The organism is Bacillus sp. CIS52 (assembly GCF_053545315.1).
In genome coordinates, this window is the sequence record NZ_JBIUFR010000001.1 from 934,844 (window position 1) to 957,956 (window position 23,113).

At 48.0% G+C, this 23,113-nt stretch carries 25 protein-coding genes; 13 read left to right on the plus strand and 12 right to left on the minus strand.

All coding sequences use genetic code 11. The annotated features are described in order from the left end of the window. Positions 1–73 precede the first annotated feature (73 nt). On the minus strand, positions 74–940 hold the full coding sequence (locus ACH32G_RS04295) for a Cof-type HAD-IIB family hydrolase (protein WP_016938359.1): 867 nt from the start codon (positions 938–940) through the stop codon (positions 74–76). 369 nt (positions 941–1,309) lie between these two features. Here ACH32G_RS04295 and ACH32G_RS04300 point away from each other — a divergent pair, with 369 nt between their 5' ends. Beyond that, complete coding sequence (locus ACH32G_RS04300) at positions 1,310–2,449, plus strand: DNA alkylation repair protein (RefSeq protein WP_080752449.1); 1,140 nt, start codon at positions 1,310–1,312, stop codon at positions 2,447–2,449. A 37-nt stretch (positions 2,450–2,486) separates the two neighbouring features. Here ACH32G_RS04300 and ACH32G_RS04305 read toward each other — a convergent pair whose 3' ends face one another. Both ACH32G_RS04305 and ACH32G_RS04310 read right to left on the minus strand, forming a co-directional pair. Continuing rightward, positions 2,487–2,837 carry a YlbF family regulator gene (locus tag ACH32G_RS04305; protein ID WP_045927096.1) on the minus strand — a complete coding sequence of 117 codons (351 nt, stop codon included), beginning with the start codon at positions 2,835–2,837 and terminating at the stop codon, positions 2,487–2,489. A gap of 85 nt (positions 2,838–2,922) precedes the next feature. Then, entirely contained in the window at positions 2,923–4,056 is a 1,134-nt protein-coding gene (locus ACH32G_RS04310) for a DUF445 domain-containing protein (protein ID WP_016938362.1), read from the minus strand. 237 nt (positions 4,057–4,293) lie between these two features. On the opposite strand from ACH32G_RS04310, the gene ACH32G_RS04315 reads away from it, so the two are divergent. From ACH32G_RS04315 to ACH32G_RS04340, 6 genes are all read left to right on the plus strand, one after another. Further along, positions 4,294–5,385, plus strand: a complete 1,092-nt coding sequence (locus ACH32G_RS04315; protein ID WP_016938363.1) for a YheC/YheD family endospore coat-associated protein — start codon at positions 4,294–4,296, stop codon at positions 5,383–5,385. Further along, positions 5,375–6,733: a YheC/YheD family endospore coat-associated protein gene (locus tag ACH32G_RS04320; protein WP_049628199.1), complete on the plus strand. Its 1,359-nt coding sequence runs from the start codon at positions 5,375–5,377 to the stop codon at positions 6,731–6,733. The genes ACH32G_RS04315 and ACH32G_RS04320 overlap by 11 nt, the downstream gene beginning before the upstream one ends. 83 nt (positions 6,734–6,816) lie before the next feature. Then, positions 6,817–7,032 carry a YheE family protein gene (locus ACH32G_RS04325; protein WP_012117190.1) on the plus strand — a complete coding sequence of 72 codons (216 nt, stop codon included), beginning with the start codon at positions 6,817–6,819 and terminating at the stop codon, positions 7,030–7,032. A gap of 225 nt (positions 7,033–7,257) precedes the next feature. Further along, complete coding sequence (locus ACH32G_RS04330) at positions 7,258–7,464, plus strand: alpha/beta-type small acid-soluble spore protein (RefSeq protein WP_016938365.1); 207 nt, start codon at positions 7,258–7,260, stop codon at positions 7,462–7,464. A gap of 102 nt (positions 7,465–7,566) precedes the next feature. Further along, positions 7,567–7,692: a hypothetical protein gene (locus ACH32G_RS04335; RefSeq protein WP_016938366.1), complete on the plus strand. Its 126-nt coding sequence runs from the start codon at positions 7,567–7,569 to the stop codon at positions 7,690–7,692. A gap of 28 nt (positions 7,693–7,720) precedes the next feature. After that, complete coding sequence (locus ACH32G_RS04340; protein ID WP_448814028.1) at positions 7,721–8,341, plus strand: NAD(P)-dependent oxidoreductase; 621 nt, start codon at positions 7,721–7,723, stop codon at positions 8,339–8,341. Positions 8,342–8,381: 40 nt separating this feature from the next. Here the strand turns inward: ACH32G_RS04340 and ACH32G_RS04345 are convergent, their stop codons facing one another. Both ACH32G_RS04345 and ACH32G_RS04350 read right to left on the minus strand, forming a co-directional pair. After that, complete coding sequence (locus ACH32G_RS04345; RefSeq protein ID WP_448814029.1) at positions 8,382–10,403, minus strand: ABC transporter ATP-binding protein; 2,022 nt, start codon at positions 10,401–10,403, stop codon at positions 8,382–8,384. After that, positions 10,400–12,157: an ABC transporter ATP-binding protein gene (locus ACH32G_RS04350; RefSeq protein ID WP_049628196.1), complete on the minus strand. Its 1,758-nt coding sequence runs from the start codon at positions 12,155–12,157 to the stop codon at positions 10,400–10,402. The genes ACH32G_RS04345 and ACH32G_RS04350 overlap by 4 nt, the downstream gene beginning before the upstream one ends. Positions 12,158–12,577: 420 nt before the next feature. Here ACH32G_RS04350 and ACH32G_RS04355 point away from each other — a divergent pair, with 420 nt between their 5' ends. Further along, a complete protein-coding gene (locus tag ACH32G_RS04355; RefSeq protein WP_045927089.1) occupies positions 12,578–13,078 on the plus strand; it encodes a universal stress protein in 501 nt (166 codons plus the stop codon). A gap of 38 nt (positions 13,079–13,116) precedes the next feature. Here ACH32G_RS04355 and ACH32G_RS04360 read toward each other — a convergent pair whose 3' ends face one another. Then, on the minus strand, positions 13,117–13,668 hold the full coding sequence (locus tag ACH32G_RS04360; RefSeq protein ID WP_448814030.1) for a hypothetical protein: 552 nt from the start codon (positions 13,666–13,668) through the stop codon (positions 13,117–13,119). Between the two features lie 108 nt (positions 13,669–13,776). On the opposite strand from ACH32G_RS04360, the gene ACH32G_RS04365 reads away from it, so the two are divergent. Then, positions 13,777–14,361, plus strand: a complete 585-nt coding sequence (locus ACH32G_RS04365; RefSeq protein WP_016938374.1) for a TetR/AcrR family transcriptional regulator — start codon at positions 13,777–13,779, stop codon at positions 14,359–14,361. A 41-nt stretch (positions 14,362–14,402) separates the two neighbouring features. Here ACH32G_RS04365 and dat read toward each other — a convergent pair whose 3' ends face one another. Then, entirely contained in the window at positions 14,403–15,254 is an 852-nt protein-coding gene (gene dat / locus ACH32G_RS04370) for a D-amino-acid transaminase (RefSeq protein WP_099745088.1), read from the minus strand. A 256-nt stretch (positions 15,255–15,510) separates the two neighbouring features. Here dat and ACH32G_RS04375 point away from each other — a divergent pair, with 256 nt between their 5' ends. Then, positions 15,511–16,359 (plus strand): polysaccharide deacetylase family protein, encoded by an 849-nt coding sequence (locus ACH32G_RS04375; protein ID WP_016938376.1) that lies wholly within the window; start codon positions 15,511–15,513, stop codon positions 16,357–16,359. Between the two features lie 34 nt (positions 16,360–16,393). Here the strand turns inward: ACH32G_RS04375 and ACH32G_RS04380 are convergent, their stop codons facing one another. The 3 genes from ACH32G_RS04380 to ACH32G_RS04390 all read right to left on the minus strand — a co-directional run bounded on the left by ACH32G_RS04380 (position 16,394) and on the right by ACH32G_RS04390 (position 18,573). Next, positions 16,394–17,125, minus strand: coding sequence for an NAD-dependent protein deacylase (locus ACH32G_RS04380; protein WP_406795070.1), 732 nt, complete (start codon positions 17,123–17,125; stop codon positions 16,394–16,396). 63 nt (positions 17,126–17,188) lie between these two features. Beyond that, entirely contained in the window at positions 17,189–18,304 is a 1,116-nt protein-coding gene (locus ACH32G_RS04385) for a mechanosensitive ion channel family protein (protein ID WP_448814031.1), read from the minus strand. A 164-nt stretch (positions 18,305–18,468) separates the two neighbouring features. After that, complete coding sequence (locus tag ACH32G_RS04390) at positions 18,469–18,573, minus strand: YhdX family protein (RefSeq protein ID WP_016938379.1); 105 nt, start codon at positions 18,571–18,573, stop codon at positions 18,469–18,471. Between the two features lie 169 nt (positions 18,574–18,742). On the opposite strand from ACH32G_RS04390, the gene ACH32G_RS04395 reads away from it, so the two are divergent. From ACH32G_RS04395 to crcB, 3 genes are read left to right on the plus strand one after another with little or no spacing between them, the layout of a single operon-like run. Next, positions 18,743–19,453: a glycerophosphodiester phosphodiesterase gene (locus tag ACH32G_RS04395; RefSeq protein WP_095241009.1), complete on the plus strand. Its 711-nt coding sequence runs from the start codon at positions 18,743–18,745 to the stop codon at positions 19,451–19,453. Between the two features lies 1 nt (position 19,454). Continuing rightward, positions 19,455–19,850 (plus strand): fluoride efflux transporter FluC, encoded by a 396-nt coding sequence (locus tag ACH32G_RS04400; RefSeq protein WP_047476669.1) that lies wholly within the window; start codon positions 19,455–19,457, stop codon positions 19,848–19,850. Further along, complete coding sequence (gene crcB, locus ACH32G_RS04405) at positions 19,847–20,206, plus strand: fluoride efflux transporter CrcB (RefSeq protein WP_095241010.1); 360 nt, start codon at positions 19,847–19,849, stop codon at positions 20,204–20,206. The genes ACH32G_RS04400 and crcB overlap by 4 nt, the downstream gene beginning before the upstream one ends. A gap of 13 nt (positions 20,207–20,219) precedes the next feature. Here crcB and ACH32G_RS04410 read toward each other — a convergent pair whose 3' ends face one another. Together ACH32G_RS04410 and ACH32G_RS04415 are read right to left on the minus strand one after the other, a co-directional pair. Further along, positions 20,220–21,608, minus strand: a complete 1,389-nt coding sequence (locus ACH32G_RS04410) for a hemolysin family protein (protein WP_366969611.1) — start codon at positions 21,606–21,608, stop codon at positions 20,220–20,222. A 231-nt stretch (positions 21,609–21,839) separates the two neighbouring features. Beyond that, complete coding sequence (locus tag ACH32G_RS04415; RefSeq protein ID WP_448814032.1) at positions 21,840–23,084, minus strand: beta-ketoacyl synthase N-terminal-like domain-containing protein; 1,245 nt, start codon at positions 23,082–23,084, stop codon at positions 21,840–21,842. Positions 23,085–23,113 lie beyond the last annotated feature (29 nt).

Genomic DNA, 23,113 nt, shown 5'->3' on the forward strand with positions numbered 1-23,113 from the left:
TGTACAGAAAGAACAGGCTAAAATCAATCCGCGAAAAAGCCGCAGACTGGTGTTTCGCGTCTGCGGCTCTTTATTACGGCCGTTTCATGTGGAACTTATCGAGAAAGCCTTTGCGGTGCTGCATGCGGAAGTATTCCTTAATCATATAGGCGACGCCCTGTTCATCATTTGACCTTGTCACCCAATCCGCTTTTCTTTTTAATTCATTAGAGGAATTCCCCATCGCGACACCGAGGCCTGCCAGCTCGATCATCGGCAGATCATCTTCCTGATGGCCGATAGCCACGACCTCTTCCATTGAAAGCCCGAGTTCAGCTGCGACCATCGAAAGTCCGCTTTCTTTTGAAACCCCTTTAGGCACGATGTTCAGCTTTTCTTCGTTAACGCGGATCACGTCCACGGCCGGGAATGCTTTCACGATCGTATCTGTTATGTCAGCCTGCAATCCGTTTTCAGCATACACCTCAATGACGGGCGCGGAAACCGGTTCATCAAGGAGCAAATCACTTAATGATTCGACAAACTGAACCGGGTAAAAAATCGGGTCAGACGGATGAATCATCGTTTTCCCGACCAGATTGGAGTTCACTTTCTTCTTGTTTCCGATCGAATATTTTTCGTGCAGAAGCCGGATATTGCATTGATAGCTTTCCAGCACCTGGACAATATTAAATGTGTGATCTTCCGATATTTTCTTTTCGAAAAACGGCTCATCTATTTTTTCGGAAATGTATGCGCCGCTGTGGGTAACCAATTTTGCATTCAGTTTTAATATTTTCGCTACTTTTTGAGCGGAGCGAAAATGTCGGTTTGTGACCAGTGTGACGTAAATCCCTTTTTTCTTGACGTATTCGATGGCATCCTTTGTCGTCTGATGCAGTTTGCCGTTGGAGCGAAGAAGCGCTCCGTCTATATTTAACGCCAGCATTTGTTTTGACACAGAGAAGTCCCCCTCCTTGATGACTGTACTTGTCATTAGGATATGACCCTGTCTCTTTGTTTAGAACAACCTTTTCTCAGCAGCAAAAAAGCCTGCCTCAAGCAGACTTTGAACTGTCATTTGTGGGATACGATCGATTTGCTGCCTTCTCCCCAATGTGTATTTCTATATCAGGAACCCCTTATTTGACCGTTGATGCGCTCGTTTCACTTACTCTCTGTTGCTACCCCTTAACATAACAGGCAGTATAGGCGACCGTATCCTTGGACCTTCTGTAAGTGTAGGCGCTTTCAGGGTTATTATCACACGTTTACTGTTAAAAGACAAGGGTTTTTTTAACTAAAAAAATCAGAGGGCCATCTATGCTGAATGTATGATAAAGTTGAAAGAGAACATATATTCGCATATAATAAAAGAAAAAAAGCGGTGACTGTTATGTCTCTATTAAAAGATATTTATAACGAAGAATTTGCAGAAGCACTTCTGAACAGAATCAAATCGGCGCATCCGGCTTTTGAGCGGGACATGTGCCGGGCGCTGATGTTTCAGGAAGATTGGCCCGAACTGGCATTAAAACAGCGGATGCGCCGGATCACAGACTCTTTATATGAAACACTGCCGAAGGATTACATACGGGCGCTTGACGTCTTATATGAGACAGCTCCCCATTTCACAGGGCTCGCCGGGATTATTTTTCCCGATTATGTCCAACAGTACGGAACGGATCACTGGGAAGAATCAATGAAGGCGCTTCAGTTTTTCACTCGTTTTTCCACTTCCGAATTTGCGGTCCGCCCGTATATCAAGCTTGACCGGGAGCGGATGTTCAAAGAGTTCCTTTCCTGGACGGAGCATCCGGACGAACATGTCAGAAGGCTTGCCAGCGAAGGCTCAAGACCGCGCCTGCCGTGGGGAATCTCCATTCCGGCTCTTCTTGACGACCCTTCTCCGATTCTCCCTGTTCTGGACCGCTTGATGCAGGATGACTCGTTATATGTCAGAAAAAGCGTGGCAAATAACCTGAATGACATCTCCAAAACACATCCGGATCTTTTGGCACAGATCGCAGCCGATCGGTTCGGAAGCTGTCCGCACACGGATTGGATTTTGAAGCACGCCTGCAGGACACTGTTAAAAAGAGGAGACAAACAGGCGCTTGCGATTTTCGGGTTTGAAGACGCCTCCCGGATTTCATTGGAACGTTTTACACTGAATTCGGAAACGGCCGCCATCGGAACAAGCATACATTTTTCTTTTCAGATCCGCTCATCCGCCCGGCAAAAAGTCAGGGTTGAATACGCGATTGATTTTGTAAAGAAAAGGGGGCACCGCAGCCGCAAGGTGTTTAAGATGTCGGAGTCCGCCATGGATAACGGAGACGTAAAAGCCTTCAGCAAACATCATTCCCTTAAAGATTTAACCACCCGCAAGCATTATCGGGGAATTCACACTCTGTCTGTCATCATTAACGGAACGGTAAAAGGTTCGCTTGATTTTTCTGTTGAATAAAAAACCCCCTCCATTTCATAGATGGAGGGGGTGGAGCTTATTGCGGGTTTCCGTAAAGCTCTTCAAGAGGTTTCATGATAATTTTGTTTAACTCGCCGATCAGCATGCTCATGCGCTGTTCCGCCTCCATCAGCTGAGAAATCAATTCATGCTGCTGGACAAGAGCAACCGTTTTTTGCGCCTGCTCTACCTCTTCCTGAGTGATTTCTTCACCTGACATCTGTTTCTGCTGCAGCTGCAGCTGTACATTGCGGAAATTATCAAACATGCGTTTTGCGGATTCATCTGCGTTTACTTGATCATAAAGCCCTCTTAAACGGCTGTATTCATCACTGTTACGCAAAGCTTTTTCAAGATCATATGCTGCATCATAAAAATGAACTGCCATTGTAACCGCTCCTTTCTTCCTTTCAGACATACCACTCCACTATAACAGACTGCGGAGTGACTTTCATCCTTGGCCGATGTTTTCCTTAGAAAAGAATGACAAACAAAGCTTGGATTGCTCCGATGATCCCGCCGAGCAGACCGCCTAAATACGTAATCATCTTAAATTCTCTCTTGGAAATCGACAGCACCATTTCCTCGAGCCGCTCAACCGGAAACTGATCAACCTGCTCTTTGACCACTTCCTCAAGACGAAGGCGTTTAAGCACATCTTCCAAATGAGCGGCAATACTGCCGAGCGCTGCATCAAGCAGCTTCGGCGCATACGTTCCCGTAATCTCCCCTTCATAGCGGGAGATGATGTCACCGAGCCGGCCCTCAAAAAAGGGTGCGGTTTGAAGCGCGGCCAAAGCCCGTTTTTTCAGGCTGAACAGCAGATCTTTCGCATTCCACTTTTCGTCGGCCTCATAAAGTGTATAAGATTTGAGCTTGCCCCATTCTTGAGAAAGCAGATCAGTCAGAAGCTTTTTTGTTTCATCGTTGTGCAAAAACTTTAACAGCTCAGGCAGCACACGGTCTGCCAGACTTGAATTGCCGAGGAACATCTGCACCATGCTGCCGAGCATCCCCCGTGCATTCAAAAAGTCGTCGATCATATTGCCGAGTCTGTCTTTGCCTTCTTCACTTTCAAAATAATCAATGCTCCGCTTCAGGATATAATCGGCGGCCATCGGAACTTTTTCATCCAGCTGTTTCTGCAGCTCATCAGGAAGCCAGTCCTTTATGGCGCGGTGTTCATATTTCCGGTACAGTTCCGAAAGCTTTTCATCTGTAAAACGGTCAATCCAGGCATCCGTCTTTTCCTGCGGATTCCGGATGCCTGCGGCGGCCAGAGCTTCCTGCACCGTCATATCGGAAGCGGCCATTTTTTGCGTGAATTGTTCGGCGAACACAAGCGCCTGGTTTTTAACGGTATCTGACAAAAGCCGCTTTTTTATGCCTTCCGGAGTTAACAGATGGTTCGTCACCATGAGCCCCATCTGTTTTGCCAATTCGTCCCGTCTTTTCGGGATCAGCCCCGGGGTAAACGGAATCCGTTTTCCGAACAGGTAATACGGACGGTACGGACGAAATAACATCTGAATGGCAAGGTGATTCGTCACCGCGCCGATCGCGGCTCCGATCACAATCATAAATATAAACGTTCCTGCTATGCCCATTCCTTTTCTTCTGCCTCCATCTTATGTTCTATTTTTCTAGATGAACTATCTATTCGTATTATAGAGGCTGGCGTGAATGCGGGCAAATGAAGAACCTGAATTGTTGTTTCTCAGGAATAAGGCAAGATGCTGTTTCGTACTCTTTACAGTAGATCATCTTTTATGCTGCGCTTGACATGTCTATTGGATGGAAGGGCCGTTTCATCAGCGGCTTTTGAATAAAGGGGGAGTAACAACATGACAACACTCGGTTTTATGTCCGTATCCCGCCGGCACGAAGAAGATTTCGCCGGTGAACTGGCTGAAAGAGCGCCAGAGTACAATGTGCGCTTTGCCCGATTTACACCGTTTGATATTTATCCGGATTCTTTACGCGTGAAAGCGCTCGTGTATCATCCGAAAAGCGGAAAATGGAACGAAACGGAAATTGATATTCCCGAATTTATTTACGACCGCTGTTTTTACGGAAAATCTGCTGAAGCTCAAAAAGCCAAACCGATCGTCGAATGGCTGAAAAAATATCCGAAAACGGAATTTATCGGCCGCGGGCTTCCTGATAAATGGACGGTCACGAATGCGCTCCAAGAGCATCACCTGATCAGTCCCTATATTCCTGAAACGGTCGAAGTCAGCCGTTATGAAGAGGTGCAATCATACTTAGCGAAAGAAAAAGCATGTATACTTAAGCCCGCTTTCGGCGCGGGAGGAAGAGGCATCATCCTCCTTAAAGCAGGGAAAAAATCAATTTCAGCCACTTACTATATCGGCAAAAACAAGCAGACAAAAACGTTTTCCAACCACGTGTCTTTTAAGTCTTGGTGCAAAAAAGTGCTGCAGCACCGTTATTTGCTTCAAGCCTACTTAAATATTCAGGATAAGGAACAGCACCCGTGCGACATCCGTATTTTCATGCGCAAAAATGAGTCAGGGGCTTGGGAAACGGTCGGAAAAGCGATCCGAAGAGGTTATCAGAACGGTCTTTTATCTCATTTGCGAGGAGGATCCGAGCCGCTGAAATTTGACACCTGGTTTGAGGAAATTCCGAAAAAGCAGCAGGCCGTTTTATTGGATGATGTCTTTTCCATCACCCAGTCCGTCCCTTATTTTCTTGATGAACAATTCGGACCGCTGTTTGAGCTGGGGCTCGATATTTGTTATGCCAAAGACGGGCGCATCTGGCTTTTGGATGTCAATTCAAAACCGGGACGGAACGCCATTTTAAGCGTGGCTCCCGAGGCGAAAGAGGATTTGTACACCAGTCCGCTGAAACGCTTCCGCGATCTTCAGTCACAGGAAAACCGGAAAGGAGCACTTCCGCGTGAATCATAAAGGGATGATGGTCGGCATCGATAAAAAAAGCAAAAATACGCTGTATCTCCCCTCCGCCATGAAACGGGAAGGGATTTTATCCGCTGCCTTCGGGACCAAGGTTGTCAAATGCCGTGTGGCCTTTTCTCAATCTCTTGAAAAAAGCGCGCTCCTTTCTGAAGATTTATTTGAGGAGCTGATGATACCGCATAAAAGCCGGGCTGATTTTCTCATCCACGGCCAGACGGTGCATATCGGACCGCTGATCGGCGTTTTTACAGCAGGGTTCACATCATCGGCGCAGCGCCCGTTCAGAGACCGCACCTCCTTCTTTTCCAAGCTGCTCTCCCTTCACGAGCAGGCGAACGGATATTGTTTCGTTTTCGGGGCACATCAGATCAACTGGGAAGAAGGCACAGTCCAGGCGCTGATTTATAAAGAAAACAGCTGGAAACGGGCAGACGTCCCGCTTCCGAATGTTGTATATGACAGGCTCCCGAGCCGAAAAACGGAAAAAGTTCCTCTTTTACAGCAGACAAAATATAGGCTGATGAATGACTATCAGATTCCCTGGTTTAATCCGCAATTCTTTAATAAATGGGACATTCACAAGCTTCTGGAAAAAAACAGTCTCACCGCTTCTCTCCTGCCAAAATCAATCCTGCAGCCGAATGCAGAAGCGATAGAGACGTTATGCAGCACGTTTGACACCGTATTTATCAAGCCTGCAGACGGCACACTCGGAACGGGAATTTACAAGCTGGAAAAAACAGACGCCGGCTTCTCAGTCAAATACACGAATGAGGAAAAAACGGTGGTGACGGCAGATTATGCAGATGCGGCATCCTTCATGAAATCATTTGAAGAAAACAATGACCCGTCCGCTTTTTTATTGCAGCAAGGCATTGACCTGATCCGGCTTGACGGGCGTCCCGTCGATTTCAGGGTGCATACGAACAAAAATGCCGAGGGAAAATGGACAGTGACGGCGATCGCAGCAAAAATTTCCGGCAGAAACAGCATTACAACGCATCTGGCAAACGGCGGGGAAGTCAGAACGTTAGCTGAATTATACGGCGATCCGAAAGAGAGAGTCGGCATGATCCGGAAGCTTTCGAAAGCCGCCTTAGCGGTCAGCCGTGTGTTAAATGAACATATTGAAGGCTTTATCGGCGAAATCGGTTTTGACCTCGGCGTTGATGAGGCGGGGAAAGTTTGGATGTTTGAGGCCAACTCCCGCCCCGGGCGGAGCATTTTCTCGCATCCGAAGCTGAGATCAGTCGATTACCTCACAAAACGGAGAAATTTTGAATACGCGTCATATTTATCAGAACGGTCCATTACCGCCCCGGAAAAACTTTGGCGGTGAGGCCGCCTTTTTTTCGTTGACCCGGGACAGGCACAGAACTTATGAGCTACAATGAACAGGATCAACATTTCCCGATAAGGAGCGTGAACGTCATGATTTCGCACTTCAGTTGGAAACCGTTATTCAAAAAAGAGAAACTGCCCGGATGGCGGATTTCGTTTTACTGGCAGGGTACGCATTACGAAGGAATTTACCACAAGTCCGGAGACATTGAATGGGGACACACACATCCAGGGAAAGAAGAGCCGGCTCTCGTAAAAGAGCTGCATGAATTAATGCTTTATCACATATATGACTGAAAGCTAAAAGCTCAGCCGCAAAAGGCTGGGCTTTTCTTTTCCCTTCCGCTATTTACCACCCGGTTTTCCGAATGAGATGCCTTATGATTCACCATAATACGTAGTACAAAGCGGCAAACAGCCATTGGGTGAAGCCGAGCTGGCAATGGTTTTCATTCCGGAAACCATCAGCTGGTGCAATTCCAGCAAACCCAACCATACTACTTTATAAAGGAGATCATACAAATGGCAAACAACAACTCTTCAAACCAACTTTTAGTACCTGGCGCTGCTCAAGCAATCGACCAAATGAAATACGAAATTGCTTCTGAGTTCGGCGTAAACCTTGGCGGAGAAACAACTTCCCGTGCAAACGGTTCTGTCGGAGGAGAAATCACTAAACGTTTAGTATCTTTCGCGCAGCAGCACATGGGCGGACAAGGCGTACAATAACTCAATAAATGGCTTACAGAAGGCGCGGGATACCGCGTCTTCTTTTTATTGCCGTCACCCTTTTTCCTATTCCACATACCCTAGGAAAAAAGGAGGGAAAACATGTCATTCATTGCCTCAGTCAATTGGGAGCTGTTTCAGTTCGTAACGGTTTCTTTGGTCAATGAATATGTTGCCCACCATCTCCCCTTTATTCACAGGTATTCTTTTCCCCGCTGCTTTGAATGATATAATGAGCGGCGAGGAGGTTTTTTACATGAAAATCGCTTTACTCGGAGCAACGGGAAGAGTCGGACAGGCTTTTATAAAAGAAGCGCAGAAACACGGACACATTGAGATATTCGCTCTTGTCAGATCTGCCGGAACGGCCCTTCCCATTCCTGAAAAACATATCATCACAGGGAATGCCAGACGGCGGGAGGATATCGGCAGATTGATTTCTAAAGCGGACACAGTCGTGAGCTGTCTCGGCACGGATGGCGACGATACCCTTTCAGCCGCTATGATCCATATAATTAACAGCATGAAACAGCATCATGTTCAGCGTCTGATTACGATCGGAACCGCGGGTATACTTCAATCACGGCTTATGCCTGACAAATACCGTTTTGAATCGTCAGAATCAAAACGAAAATCAACAAGAGCCGCAAAGGAACACGCCCGCGTATACGAGATGCTTCTGGCAGAGGATATTGACTGGACGATCATCTGCCCCACCTACCTTCCTGGCGGAGAAGCTGCCGGAGTTTACCGGTTCGAACAAGATCAGCTTCCTGAAGGCGGGACTGAAATCACCGTCGGAGACACGGCGCATTTTCTTTACCGTGAACTGATGAACCCGCAGTTTGTCAGAAAACGGGTGGGACTGGCTTACTAAATTGAAAAAGGGCGAATCTTTTGATTCACCCTCCTCCTGATTACACCGCGGACTGCGCCGTTCCTTTCTGCAATTCATACATTTGATAGTACTGCCCCTTTTGCGCCATTAATTCGTCATGGCTTCCTTTTTCAATGATGCGCCCCTTTTCCAAAACGAGAATCTGGTCTGCGTGTCTGATCGTTGAAAGCCGGTGGGCGATAATAAATGTCGTGCGCCCTTCTTGCACCACGTGCAGCGCTTTTTGAATGATTGCTTCTGTTTCGGTGTCAATGTGCGCCGTCGCCTCATCCAAAATTAAAATGGCAGGATCGAACGCGAGCGCCCTTGCAAAAGAAATCAGCTGGCGCTGGCCTGAAGACAGTGTTCCGCCTTTTTCCGTGACGGGCTCCATGATGCCCTTCGGCAAGGATTGCAGAAGGCCTGCGGCGCCGACTTGCCGAAGCGCTTCTTCAGCCTGCTGCAGGGAAATACGCTGATCATCGAGGGTTACATTGGAGCCGATCGTTCCAGAGAAAAGATACGGATCTTGAAGCACGATCCCCATATGCGATCTCAGCTCCTGTCTTGACATGCCGTATATGCTTTTGCCGTCCAGCAGGATATCGCCTTTTTCGGCATCATAAAAACGGAACAGAAGATTCAGGATGGAGCTTTTGCCGGAACCCGTATGGCCGACGAGGGCGACCGTCTCGCCTTTTTCAGCTGTAAAGCTGATGTGTTTCAGCACCTCTTCTCCCTTTCGATACCCAAAAGAAACATCGCGGAATTCCACAGTCCCTTCCGCCTTTCTGTCTGCGGGAGCGCCTGTTTCTTCCGTTTCCTCCTCCTGTAAAAGCTCAAATACCCTGCCCGCGGACACACGAGCCAATTCAAGCTTTGAAAATTGGTTGACAATCCCCGTAACCGGCTGGAACAAACGGTTTAAATAATCAACAAACGCATATAAAACGCCGATCGAAACAATTCCGGCCGCACCCAGACTCGCGCCTCCGAAATACCAGATCAGCCCGACAAACGCCACATTGCGCAACACATTGACAAGACTGTGGGACATGAGGGAATTTAAAGACAGCATTTTGTTCTTATAGCGGAAATGAGCTTCATTCAATTCTTCAAATTCCTTCATCGTTTCCTTCTCGCGGCGGAACGCCTGAATAATCGGCATCCCTTGAATGGACTCATTCATTTTTGCATTGATGTCACTGTTAATGGAACGGATTTTTTGATTGAAGACGGATGCGTATTTACGGTACACAACCGACCAGATCATTAAGATCGGAATAATCAAAAGGCAGACGGCGGCCAGTCTGACATCAAGCATAAACAGCGCCGTAAAAATACCGAGCATGTAGACGCCGCTTGTGATAAACGTAGACAGCACCGTTACATATAAATCTCTGACCGCTTCTGTGTCATTCGTAATGCGGGCCACGACTTTTCCGGCAGGCAGATTATCAAAGTAGCGGATCGGCATTTTCTGAATGTGTGAAAATACATCCTGCCTCATACGCTGTATGATTCGGTTCGCTCCCATCTGCAGCAGGTAATGCTGGCCGTAATGAAAGCACACGGAAAACATGAGCAGTCCCGCGTAAATGGCGGTCAACGTCAGCAGCCCTTTTATTTCCGGACGGTAAAATTGAAAAATTTCCTGTTTGGATAACGCAATAGCGGGATATGACCTGCTTTCTTTACCGTTTGATATTGTCAGCCGGCCGTCAGTCACTGAACGGTTTCCGTCAAAACTGACGGGACCTTCAACAAAATAGTAGGCCGCACCGACTTGATAAATGTGCGCCTCTCCGGTTTTCTCCGCCCCCGGTTTGAGCCGGTCCTCCCTGACATAATCATGCCCTCTGAACCTGACGGCGTCCGGATCGTCCCCAGAGGCTTTAACCCATGTTTTTTCAACGCCGAGAATATGGTCGTCAATCATTTTTTTTCCGATAAACGGTCCGGTCAGCTCAGTGCCGACCGCAATAATGAGCAGAACGACCGCCCATATCAGCAGCTTTTTGTATTGAAGCGCGTAATTCCATAATCTTCTTCCGGTCTTCATGCGCCCGTCCCCCCTTCTTCAAGAGAGGACAGCTGCTGCCTCTCATATTGTTCGCGATACCAGCCATTCTTCGCCAATAGCTCCTGATGCGTGCCTCTTTCAGACACCCGGCCTTCGTCCATGACGAGAATGAGATCTGCGTGTTCAACTGCCGAGAGCCGGTGAGTGGTAATAATCGTTGTTTTATGCCGCCGTTTTTTACGGATGCTGTCAATGATGGCCGCTTCAGTTTTCGCGTCTACGGCAGAAAGCGAATCATCTAATATGAGAATGTCCGGATCTGTCAAAAGCGCTCTCGCAATTGAGATGCGCTGTTTTTGTCCGCCGGAGAGCGCTACCCCCTTCTCGCCGACAAGCGTCTCAAGCCCTTCTGAAAGCATGCCGATATCTTGTTTAAAATGCGCATCTTTCAGCGCGCTGCCGATTTCCTCTTCGGTTGCGTCCTGCCGACCGTAAAGCAGATTTTCCTTCACCGTCTTTGAAAATAAAATATGATCCTGCGGCACATAGCCGATCCATCCCCGGAGCTTCTCAAGCGGAATCTCCTGAATCGGAACGCCTGTAAATGTGATTGCTCCCGCACCGGGCGGATATTCACGCAGCAGCTGCTTAATGATCGTCGTCTTTCCGCTTCCTGTTTTTCCGACAATGCCGAGTGTCTGCCCTTTTTCAACGGAAAATGATACATCGGAAACAGCCGGTCCCGCTCCGCTCGGGTACGTAAAAGTCACTTGTTCAAAAACAAGACGCCCGGGCTCCTTGATATCGGCGGGCTGCTTGGGCCCTGTCACATCAGGCTCATAGGAAAGGGTCTCATTGACACGGTCTAAGGAGGCATTGCCGCGCTGCATGATATTGATTAATTCTCCGATCGCAAACATCGGCCAGATCATCATTCCGAGATACACGTTAAACGATACCAGCTCTCCCAGCGTCAGCCGGTTTTGAAAAACGAGATAGGCGCCGTAGCCGAGACCGATGAGATAGCTGAGTCCGACAAGAAGTTTCACAGTCGGTTCAAAGAGTGAGTCAATAAACGCCACCTTCATGTTTTTCTCGTATACATCCGCCGTCATATCACCGAAACGGCTGACATCATTTTTTTCCTGCACGAAAGCCCGAATGACACGCACGCCGGATACCGACTCCAGCACCTTGTCATTTAATGATCCGAAAGCATCCTGCGCTTCCGTAAACCGCTCATGGATCTTTTTTCCGTACAGACTGACCGCAGCCGCCATAATCGGCAGCGGGATAATCGCGGCAAATGTCAGCTTCCAGCTGATGAGAAGCCCCATTGTCAAAAATATCGTCAGCATATACATCGTCGAATCAACGAGCGTTAGGACCCCGAAGCCCGTCGTCATACTGACGGCCTGCAAATCATTCGTCCCCCGCGCCATTAAATCGCCCGTTCTGTATTTCTCAAAAAACGGCGGTGACATTTGAAGAAGCCTTCCCATCAGTTTTGATCGGAGAATTTTCTCCATGACATTCGCCCCGCCGAAAAGCTGGTACATCCAAAAATAGGAGAGCAAATAAACGGCTGCCGTTAAAGCGAGAAACACACATATGTAAAACAGCATCCCGCTTTTCGTAAACACGCCCGCCTTCATATCGTCTATTGCATTACCGAGAAGTTTCGGCGGGAACATTTCAATGACATTCACAATCAATAACAGAACAATCGCTGTCGTATAGCGCAGCCAATAGGCTTTAAAAAACCAAGCGAGCTTTTTTAATACAGTAAACAAATACCGTCATCCCCTTTCATGAATCAGCCGCCCTCAAGTTTTTCCGGATTGTTTTTCATTGTTTTCGCTAATACCGCCACATGCATCACACCTGTCTTTCATTCATTTTTTGTATAAAAAAAGACATGAAGCGTCAGCTCCATGCCTCTTATTATTATAAATAAGGTACAGACCCGCCTGTTATGCGCGACTGCACTGTTTTTAAGCAAATGTTCAGAAAACGGAAGATGTATGGCAGTCACGCCGATATTCAGCTGAAGATGATTTGACAAGCTTTAATGCTGACATGATCCATACCTCCTTTTTTCCTATATTATTCCTTTATCATATAAACGAATCCTTTTTTTGTCAATACAGGTTTTAGATTTCTTCCGTACGGGTATCGTTTTGTAAACCTTTTTTACTGAAAGGATGAGGCCGATGTTTCACGCGGACCGGTTGATTGCAGCTTTTGACGGAAGTGATGATAGCAAGAAAGCGCTTCAAAAAGCGATAGACCTTGCAAAAACATTTCACGCGAATTTAACAGTCGTGCATTCTCACAATGCAAAAGATACCCAGACGATTGTCGATCCCCCGAGGCCGGGAGCCGGTGCCACGTATATCGGCGGCGGGATTGCAAGCGTTCCCGACCCGCTTCAAGCGGAAAGAATCCCCCCTGACCCGATGATTTATGAAGACCGTACGGAAGAAATCATTGCCGAAGCGAGAATGCTGATGAACGACAGCCAGATTGACGGGGATATCGACATTTTAGAAGGTGATCCCGCTGATGCCATTATCGAGCACGCCGACCGCATATCGGCGGATCTGATCGTCATGGGGAGCAGGGACCAGAACAGGCTGAAAAAACTTTTATTCGGAAGCGTCAGTGAAAAGCTGTCATCAAAATCCGACATTCCGGTGCTGATCGTAAAATAATCCTTTCTGTACAGCAGCTTAATCAAAAGCTGCTTTTTTTAAAGCTCCCGGCTGTTTCCTCTTTTTTTCGGCATTACAAAAAAACTCGCCATGATCAAAAAATCAATGCACAGCACGACAGACCAGCCCTTCAACAGCCTGCTGAGCGCTTCGGTGCGGGAAGCGTCCTGAATGACAAATACCGTTCCGGCTAAAAGAACGCCGCCGATGACAAACGCTAATACATGCCTTCCCCATCCTTTTGCATAATGTTTGGCATAATCCAGTCCGTACCGCTTGACCGGTTTTGCCCCTTCCTTTACGACATAATAGCGGAAACGCTCATCCGCCCATTGAATCATGCTTTTTCCGAAGGCGACAGACACTCCGATATAAACGGCCGCCACTGCATGCGCCATAGTCGCTGTCGCCCCTCTGTATAAATCAGCTGCAGCAGCCGCAAACAATACGGCATCAAGTAAAGGAATGAGAGCGAAAAAAAACATTCCGAGCTTTTGCCGCCTGAATAAATACCGCGCCGCCAATCCGAAGATAACAGCCGCCCAAAAAGCAGCCTCACAAATGACAATCAACCAAGCAATCGCGTTCAATCCGGTTCCCCCTTATCGTTTTCTAAAAAGCATTGTAACACCTCTTTTTATTTAATACAATTGTATTATAAAATTGCAAGAAATATTTTTTCCTGTTACACTGGAGACATGCCTAAAATCATCGATCATGAAAAAAGAAGAAAACAAATAGCCGAAGCCACTTGGCGGACGATTTTGGAGCGGGGCATGGAAGGAGCAACAGTGAGAAACATCGCCCGGGAAGCGGGTCTTTCTTTAGGCGCGCTGAGGCACTATTTCACCACTCAGGACGAACTTTTAGGGTATGCGATGACCCTCGTAAAAGAAAAAGCGGCCGCCAGAATTAACGAAGTTGCCATGAAAGATCTGCCGCCGAAAGAAAAAGCGGTGCGTCTGATGCTTGAAATCATCCCGACAGATGAAGAAACGATGGCTGAAATGGAGGTATGGTTCGCTTTCACAGCTTATGCCAGACATAAGGGAGAAGAGTTTCATCCCCAGCATGACGGGATCTTGGCATATATACGAGGTCTGATTGACTGGCTGGATGATAATAAGCATCTGAAACCAAATCTTGATAAAGAGACAGAAGCGGAGAAATTGTATGCCATTGCTGACGGATTGGCGCTGCATGCACTGCTTGAACCTGAGCGTCTTTCAAAAGAGAAAATCTCCCGCGTGCTCGTTCAGCATGTCGAGTCTCTTTTTATCTGACAGAAGCAAAAAGGCCGGATGTGTTTCCGGCCTTTTTCCGTTTATGACTGAACGCCGATCTCCTGCTGAATGCTCAATTGAAAAGCCTCTTGAATCGTTTTGGCTACAGGACCCGGCACACCGCTGCCGACCGGTTTTCCGTCGAGAGTTACGATCGGGATTAGTTCAGAGGTTGTCGACGAGATGAAAATTTCATCCGCGTTTCTGAGTTCGTCTTCAGTAAGAGGCTTCTCCCGCACCTCAATCCCGTTTTCTTTCATCAGCCCTAAAAGTTTCATCCGCGTAATGCCGTTTAAAATCAGCTCATTTGCAGGATGCGTCCGGACGGTGCCATTTATGACGGCGTATACATTGGAAGAGGTTCCTTCCGTGACCGCTCCGTCCCTTATCAGCACCGCTTCATAAGCGCCTGCTTCATAGGCTTTTTGTTTTACCATCACATTATACAGTAAATTCAGACTCTTAATGTCACACCTCAGCCAGCGCTTGTCTTCGGCCGTTATGGCCTGCGCCCCTGCTTTTTGTTCATTTTCCGGTTTTTTCACTGAAAAGGTGTATGCTGTCGTCTGCGGCTCCAATCCTTCATCATACTGGTGCTTCCGGGGCGCCTTCCCTCTCGTCGTCTGAATATAGACCCCGCCGTCAATGAGTTTGTTTTCCTGTACGAGCTTTTGGAGATCCCATTCTATGTCTTCTGCGGAGAACGGCAGGGTGATGCCGATTTCTGCGGCGCTTCTGAAAAGACGGCCGATATGCTCACGCAGACCGAATAAAACGCCGTTGTATACTCTGATGACTTCATACACACCGTCACCGAATTGATATCCGCGATCCTCAATATCAACTGCGGCTTCTTCACGATCAATCAACTGGCCGTTTACCAATGTCTTCATGTAAACCCTCCTCATCGTTATCTGCCGTGATGCGGATTCTCAGCTGTTATTGTCAACTATTCTATCATATTGAACAAGCAGGCAGCGGAGTTTATTTTTTTCTTAAAATCTTATTATTCGACATATTTTCTATGTCTTTTCCAGTTTTGTTCCTGTATACTTGATTCGACATACATATGCTGTTAACTTTTGGCACTATGCAAGCCTCTGCTGTTATCGGCATTATGAAGAAATTTATGCTACTGGAGAGATTGTTATGCGCAAGACAAAAGAAGGTGCTTCCCCTTCTCTGTTTTCATTAGCTTTTAAACTTACGAGTTTAGCAGTTTTGTGCGGACTGCTTCTGGTAATCGTCATAATGGGTTATTCCGCTTCCGCCGCAAAAAATAAACAGGTCACAGTGACTGCAAACGGGCAGCTTCGAGATGAAACAGAAAGCCTGCGGCTGAAAAACGATTCTCCCGACATCCTGCTTAAACATTTGCAGAAAGAGCGGGACACGGGAAAAAAAACGGTATATTTAACCTTTGACGACGGGCCGTCTCCTTATACTGAACAGCTGTTGAATGTATTGAAGGCAAATGGCGCAAAGGCCACTTTTTTTATGCTTGAACCGCGGATGAAAGCCTATAGACATTCCGTGCAAAGAGCGAATCAGGAAGGAATCGCGCTCGGCCTGCATGGCGTGACGCACGATAATCACCTGTTTTATCAAACACCGACATCGCCGCTGAAAGAAATGCAGCAGGGACGTGATACGCTCCAGGCCATCACGGGAGTGAAAACGGATCTTGTCCGCACGCCTTACGGCAGCAAACCGTCATTGACAGACACCCAGATCAAACATCTCGAAAGAGGCGGCTTCGTGTACTGGGACTGGACGATTGACAGTGAGGATTGGAAATACAAAAATGCCCGGTACGTGCCGGAAGTATTGAATCAGCTCGCATATTTGGAAAGCGTCCATACGAGCAGGCCGCATGTCATTTTAATGCACGATCTGCCTGCGACCGTGCATGCTTTGCCGAGCCTGATCCAAAAACTGAAAGCCCAGGGCTACTCCTTTGATATTCTGACGGACCAGATGATTCCCGTCCATGAATAAGAAAAAGCCGGATCTGTATATGATCCGGCTTTTTTTATATCGCGGCGCTGATCCGCTTTGCAAATTCACCGATCTTCTCATGGATGACAAGATCAAATAAATGGTCGCAATATGTCGGCTCAAGATTAATGATCACCTGCTTCAAACCGGGAATCCGGCTCGCATCCTCTGGGACAAACCTTGCCGGCGCCACCTCAAGCGAAGTGCCGATCACAAGAAGGAGATCAGCTTGATCAAGCTTTTCATAAAGGGTTTCAAAATGCTGGACGAGATCGCCGAAAAGTACGACATCCGTCTTTAATACAGTGCCGCAAACCGCATGATCTCCGGTTTCCGCCGTACATTCCGGAACTTCTTCCTTCAGCAGATGAGAAAGCCCGTAGCGCGCTCCGCAGCGGGGGCATGCGGCGGTCTGAATTGAACCGTGAAGCTCATAGACACTGCTGCTTCCCGCTTTCTTATGCAGCCCGTCAATATTCTGCGTGAAAATGTCTACCTGCTTTCCCCGCTTTTCAAGGTCTGCCAAATACTTATGGCCGGCATTCGGTTCATAGCTTCCGCTCATTTTCATCTGAAACAGCTGTTTGAATTTGGGCCAGAAGTCACGCGGACGGCGTTCAAAGTATTCCCTGCTCATCGCTTCCATTCTGGAGGTGTCTTCGGTCCATATACCGCCCGCCGAACGAAAATCCGGAATGCCTGATTCCGTGCTCATTCCCGCTCCCGTCAGCACCACGATACGTTCAGCCTGATTGATCAATGTCATAAACGCTTCCACTCTTCCACCGCCTTTTCTTTTTATCATATCATGAAAAAAGAACGGCGCCTGTTATGCCCGTTCTTTTTCTCCGGAATGATCCTTCACATGAACCGGATCATCGTGGCTTTTCTGTTTTACGAATACATTCTGGCCCGGATAGGCGAATTCCACGCCTTCCTCCGCAAAAATATCAATAATCCGGCGGTTGATATCCTGCCGCACGTCCAGGCTTTCCGCCCAAACGATGGTCTTAGTGTAAAAGTTGAAAAAAAGATTGTAATAGCTGTCCGCAAACACGTCAAAGTTAACCATAATCGTATCATCATGCACGCCTTCATGTTCACGAAGCATTTCTCTGAGCCTCGTGATGCACCGCTCTAAACGATCAATCGGCGTCGCATAAGAGACACGAACGGAAAACGTGATCTGCCGCTTCGTCATTCTCGTCCAGTTTGTGATGGCTTCCATCGACAGCGTTGAATTGGGCACAGTGACGAGCGCCCCCTGCGCCGTCCGGAACCTTGTGCTTCGGAATGTGATATCTTCTACGCCTCCCGTCACAGATGACGTCTCGACCCAGTCGCCGATCGTAAACGGCTTCTCCGTAATGATGATTATGCCGCCGAAAAAATTGCTGATCGTATCTTTAGCCGCAAGCGCGAACGCCAATCCGCCAAGTCCGAGTCCGGCCACAAACCCATTTACATCATAATTGAATTCCTGTGCGATCACGCTGACGCTGAGTGCGAGAATGACAAAGCGAAGCACCTTGGATAAAAACGGCGCCAAAATGTCATCCATATCAAGCTCAAAGCGCTGATTGACTTTATGAAATAAAAAGGAAGACGCCGATGTCAGATTGCAAAGCCCCCAGGCGATCAGCGCTATGATCAGAGAGCGGTACATTTTTTTGACAATGTCCATCTGCCCGTCTAAAAACGGCGAATACTCAATCGCTAAAAACAGCCCCAGCGCAACGAAAAACCACCTGGCCGGCTTATCAAACGCTACGGCAATCTGTTTGAATATATCGGTTCTCGGTTTGTTCGCCAATTTGTAAACAAGCTGGAAAAAGTATTTGACAAACAGCTTTCTCAAAATGAGAAAAGCCGCTAAAATCCCAATGCTGATACAGATCTGCAAAATATGGTCAAGAGTAAAAAAGCTCTTAAAATGTGTCACCATGGCATATACTCCTTTGTCTTGTCGAAAATCCATTATACTAAAACATTCGGACATCAGCTTCTTTTAATGTCTTTATGAAAGCCTGAAAAACCCCGGCAGCAGAACACAGCCGGGGTTTTTCACAAATTCGTTCATCTTTCAGCCAGATACAACAGGGGCAGGCACTATTTCTTCTTCGATTGTGTCTGATTCAGGAGAGTCGCTTTTTGGATCTCAGCATCGGTTTCGGCTTTAATTCTTTCCTCCACTTTCAATCTCCCTTTTCCCATGATCTCGCCTCCTTTTTGCCATTATAAATCATCACTGCGGAATGTAAACCGAAAAAAGCACTATCTTTTTTCCAAAAAAATACTGTTTCGCACATTCACCAGTTTGAATCGCTGTGCATATATGAATTTGATATAATAACAGAAATGCCCATGAGGGGAGCTGACAAGCTTGTATACCATCGCTCATCGCGGCGCATCCGGTTATGCGCCCGAAAATACATTTGCGGCATTTGATATCGCTGCCGAAATGAACGCTGATTTCATTGAGCTTGACGTCCAGCTCACAAAAGACGGACACATTGTCGTCATACATGATGACAGAGTCGACCGGACGACGGACGGCTCTGGTTTTGTAAAAGATTTTACGCTGAAGCAGCTGCAATCCCTGGATGCCGGCAGCTGGTACGGGGCTGAGTTTAAAGGGGAACGGATTCCCCTGCTCGAAGAGGTCTTGAAGCGTTACCATTCTAAAATCGGATTTTTAATTGAACTGAAAGGGCACGCTTCTCAAGTCGGTCTTGAAAAAGCAGTCGGCCGGCTGTTAAGCAGGTTTTCCATGCATCATATCGTTCAATCTTTCAGCCTGAAGTCGATTCAGGCCTTTCATGATATGTATCCGTCCGTTCCGACTGCAATCATTGCCAGACCCAGCTTCGGGAGGTTTTCCAGAAGCCAGCTGAACGCCTACAAATCAGCCGCACATTATGTCAATATTAAATATACCCGTCTGAATCGGTTCTTGATTTCCACCGCTCACAAACACGGCCTGAAAGTATTTGCCTGGACGGTCAGAAATCAAAAGACGGCCGAAAAGCTGCAAATGATGGAAGTTGACGGCATTGTAACTGATTTTCCGGATTTTATTTCTAAGGATGGCTGATATGAAACAATACATCGCAATTTTTATCGGAGGGGCGCTCGGCGCTTTGCTCCGCTTTGAAATGAGCACACACATTCACAGCCGGTCTTTCCCGGCGGCTGCTTTCCTCGAAAACGCGGCAGGAAGCCTTTTACTCGGTCTTATCACGGGTTATTTTCTCATTCGGGCTAAACGCCCTCTCCTGACCGCCTTTTTCGGAACCGGTTTTTGCGGAGGTTTCACGACGATGTCCACCTTCGCAAAAGAAACCGTCTTTTTGCTGCAATCGTCTCCCGCAACAGCTTTTTGTTATGCTGCCGCGACTTTATTCGCCGGTCTTGCCCTTGCATACGCCGGCATTTTCTGGGGACGGCGGATTGCGCTTCGCATCGCGGGAAGGGGGCATGATACGCCATGACGATTGTCTTGATGCTTATTGCAGCGGGAATCGGAGCGGTATTACGGTTTCTGCTGGGGCAAACCGTTTCAGGAAGGACAAAGGGTTTGCCGATTCCACTTGGAATGGCTGCAGTCAACCTGCTCGGCTCCTTCGGCCTCGGTATGTTCACCGGATTGGGTCTGGATAACCCTTCAGCCGGCATCATCATTGCGACAGGCTTTTTCGGTGCGTTTACGACCTTTTCCACCTTCAGTATTGAAGCCGTGCAGCTGATGATGAATAACCGCATAAAGGAAAGCCTGCTTTACATCGCAGTTTCAGCAGCCGGAAGCCTTTTGGTGTTCTGGTGCGGCTTCATTATCATTTCCATTTAAAAAAACCTTGAGCTTATTTTTCGCTCAAGGTTGCGTTATGAAGCATGACCGTTTCAGGCACGGGCAGCGGGCGGTTTATTGTCCCCTGACCGCCCGGGCGGCCCTGTTCTTCTTTTAATTCAAGCTGTTTAATAAACCGGCCGTCCATTTCTAAGATAAGGGCAGTGTATCCCCCAATCTGTATCGACTCACCCGCACAGATATCAATATTCCGCTTCAGCACAAGGCCACCGATCGTGTCGACTTCCTCTTCAATCTCTGCGCCGAGCAGATGATTCACCTGATCGATCCGAACCTTTCCGTCCAGGACATAATGACGTTCGGACAGCTTTTGAATCAGCGGCTGTTCATCTTCATCAAATTCGTCTCTGATATCCCCGACGATTTCTTCAAGGATGTCTTCGGTCGTCACAAGACCGGACGTCCCGCCGTATTCATCAGACAATATCGCCAGATGAATCCGCTCTCTCTGCATTTTTATCAGCAGGTCGTGTATCGGAATCGTCTCAATGACTTCAATGACCGGGCGGACGTAAGACGTGATGGATACTTCCGCTTTTTCATCTTCTGTCATAAACAGCAGATCTGAAAAAAGATGCTTCGTATTGATCATGCCGATGACGCTGTCTTTGTCCCCGTCTGTTACGGGCCATCGCGTATACTTGTCTTTCAGCATCATATCAAGCATTTCCGGCACGGTCATATCAGTGGAAACAGCGGCGATTTCTTTTCTCGGAATCATGATTTCCCTGGCGATCCGATTATCAAATTCAAAAATTTTATTCACAAATGTATATTCGGACGGATTGATTTCTCCGTTTTTTAAACTTTCTGACAGCAGGATCCGCAGCTCTTCTTCAGAATGGGAGCCTTCATGCTCAGACGCCAGCTTTAATCCGGCCAGACCGGTTAAAATCCTCGCGGAGCCGTTTAAGACCCAAATAAACGGGAACATGAACACGTAAAATAACCGAAGCGGCCCGGCAATCCATAGCGTCAGCTTTTCCGCTTTTTGAATCGCAACCGTTTTAGGCGCAAGCTCACCGACGACGACATGTAAAAACGTAATCAGCCCGTACGCCGCAGCAAACGCAATCACATGCTCAGCAGAATCCGGCAGCCCCATACTCTGTAACACAGGATGAAGCATCCGCTCAAATGCAGGCTCTCCCAGTACGCCGAGCCCGATAGAAGTCAGTGTAATGCCGAGCTGCGAAGCGGATAAATACTCATCAAGATCCGTAATGATACGCTTTGCGAGCACTGCCCGTCTGTTCCCTTCTGAGATGAGCTGATCGATTCTGGATCTCCTCACTCTGACGATCGCAAATTCACTCGCCACGAAAAACGCCGTTAACGCAATGAGCACACCGATTAAAATCAAACTGTCAATATCGTCCATTTCACCTTATCCCGAATTGAAGGATAAGGACGTCACCTCCTGATTTCATCGTTTTTTCTTAAGCGAGAGGAACGAAATGGGCGATTGACTACACAGAGGGCCCCATCCTGCCACCTCCTAAGTCAAAGCATGATTGTCATTTGTATATTTTATTGTATCATAACTCCATTCTTTCATCATTTTCAGATTTTTTATCATATAAAAAACAGCCTTCAAAAAAGAAGACTGCCGTTATCTGCTTCGGAAATGATTTTCTAAACAAAGCGCTGTATTAATCCCCCCGAATCCCATGCTTAAACTCAACGCATGGTGTACGGTATGGGCGCTCGGCCCGTCGGTCACCCACTGAAATGAATCGTCAATCGGCTCCGTTAAATTGCGGGTCGGATGAAGCTTGGATTCCCGCATCTGCAATAGTGCGGCAATGATTTCCACCGTTCCGGCCGCACTCAGGCCGTGTCCGGTAATCGATTTTGTCGCATTAATCCGCGCGTGGGCCAGACCGCTTTCAGAAAGCGCCCGGCACTCAGTTTTATCTCCGATCGGCGAACCGGTGCCGTGGGGATTGATGTAATCAATTTCTTTTGCTGAAAGACCGGCCCGCTCCAGTGCCTGGCGGATCACCGTCATTTCGCCCTCTGCTGAAGGATTCGGGTTGCGGTTCGCATCAGAAGCCATCCCCCAGCCCTTTAAGCCGGCCCACGAACGCGCGCCCCTCTGTTCGGCAGATTCAGCGCGTTCCAGCACAATCGCCCCGCATGCTTCTCCGAATATAAAACCGTCCGTATGCCGGTCAAACGGGCGGCAGGCGGCTTCAGGATGTTCAGCGAATTGATCAGTGCCCATTGCTCCCAATGACCGGAGAGCGTGACACTCCATATACGACAGATCGGCCAGCGCCCCGATCACGATACAGCGGTCAAACAGGCCGCCATTGATACCTTGGACAGCCTGGATAACCGCCGCCTGGCCGCTTGCCGACGCGCCGCCGACCGTAAAGGCCGGCCCTTTTATCCCGAATTGCTCGGTGCAAAGCCCTGATAGATCACTATCCATAAAAGAAAGCCCGTACACCGGATTTACAAATTGCGGCGTTTCGCCGTTTTTCTCAAAGGTCTGCAGCAGTTCGCGCTGCGTCGTATTCGAGCCGCCGACGATCAGACCGGTGCGGCTGTGATCAGCACCGTCTAATTGAGCGTCATGCCACGCTTCATATAAAGCGATAAGCGCCGCCTTCCCTGATAATGCGGCCCTTCGGTACAAGCGTTTGGACAGCGCATCCGGCGGCGTTAATTCGGTAAGCTCCGCGCCGATAAACGAACTGCCCTTCTGCCGGCCGGGGCGTTTCATCACATCAAAAGCGTGCCGCCCTTCCATAAGCGCATCAAGAAACGCCTCTTTGCCCTGTCCGACCGCGGTTAAGACCCCGACTCCTGTAATGCTGATGTCTGACGTGCCAACACTTCTCCTCGACATTTGCCCGTTCTCCCATCTTTATGTATTGG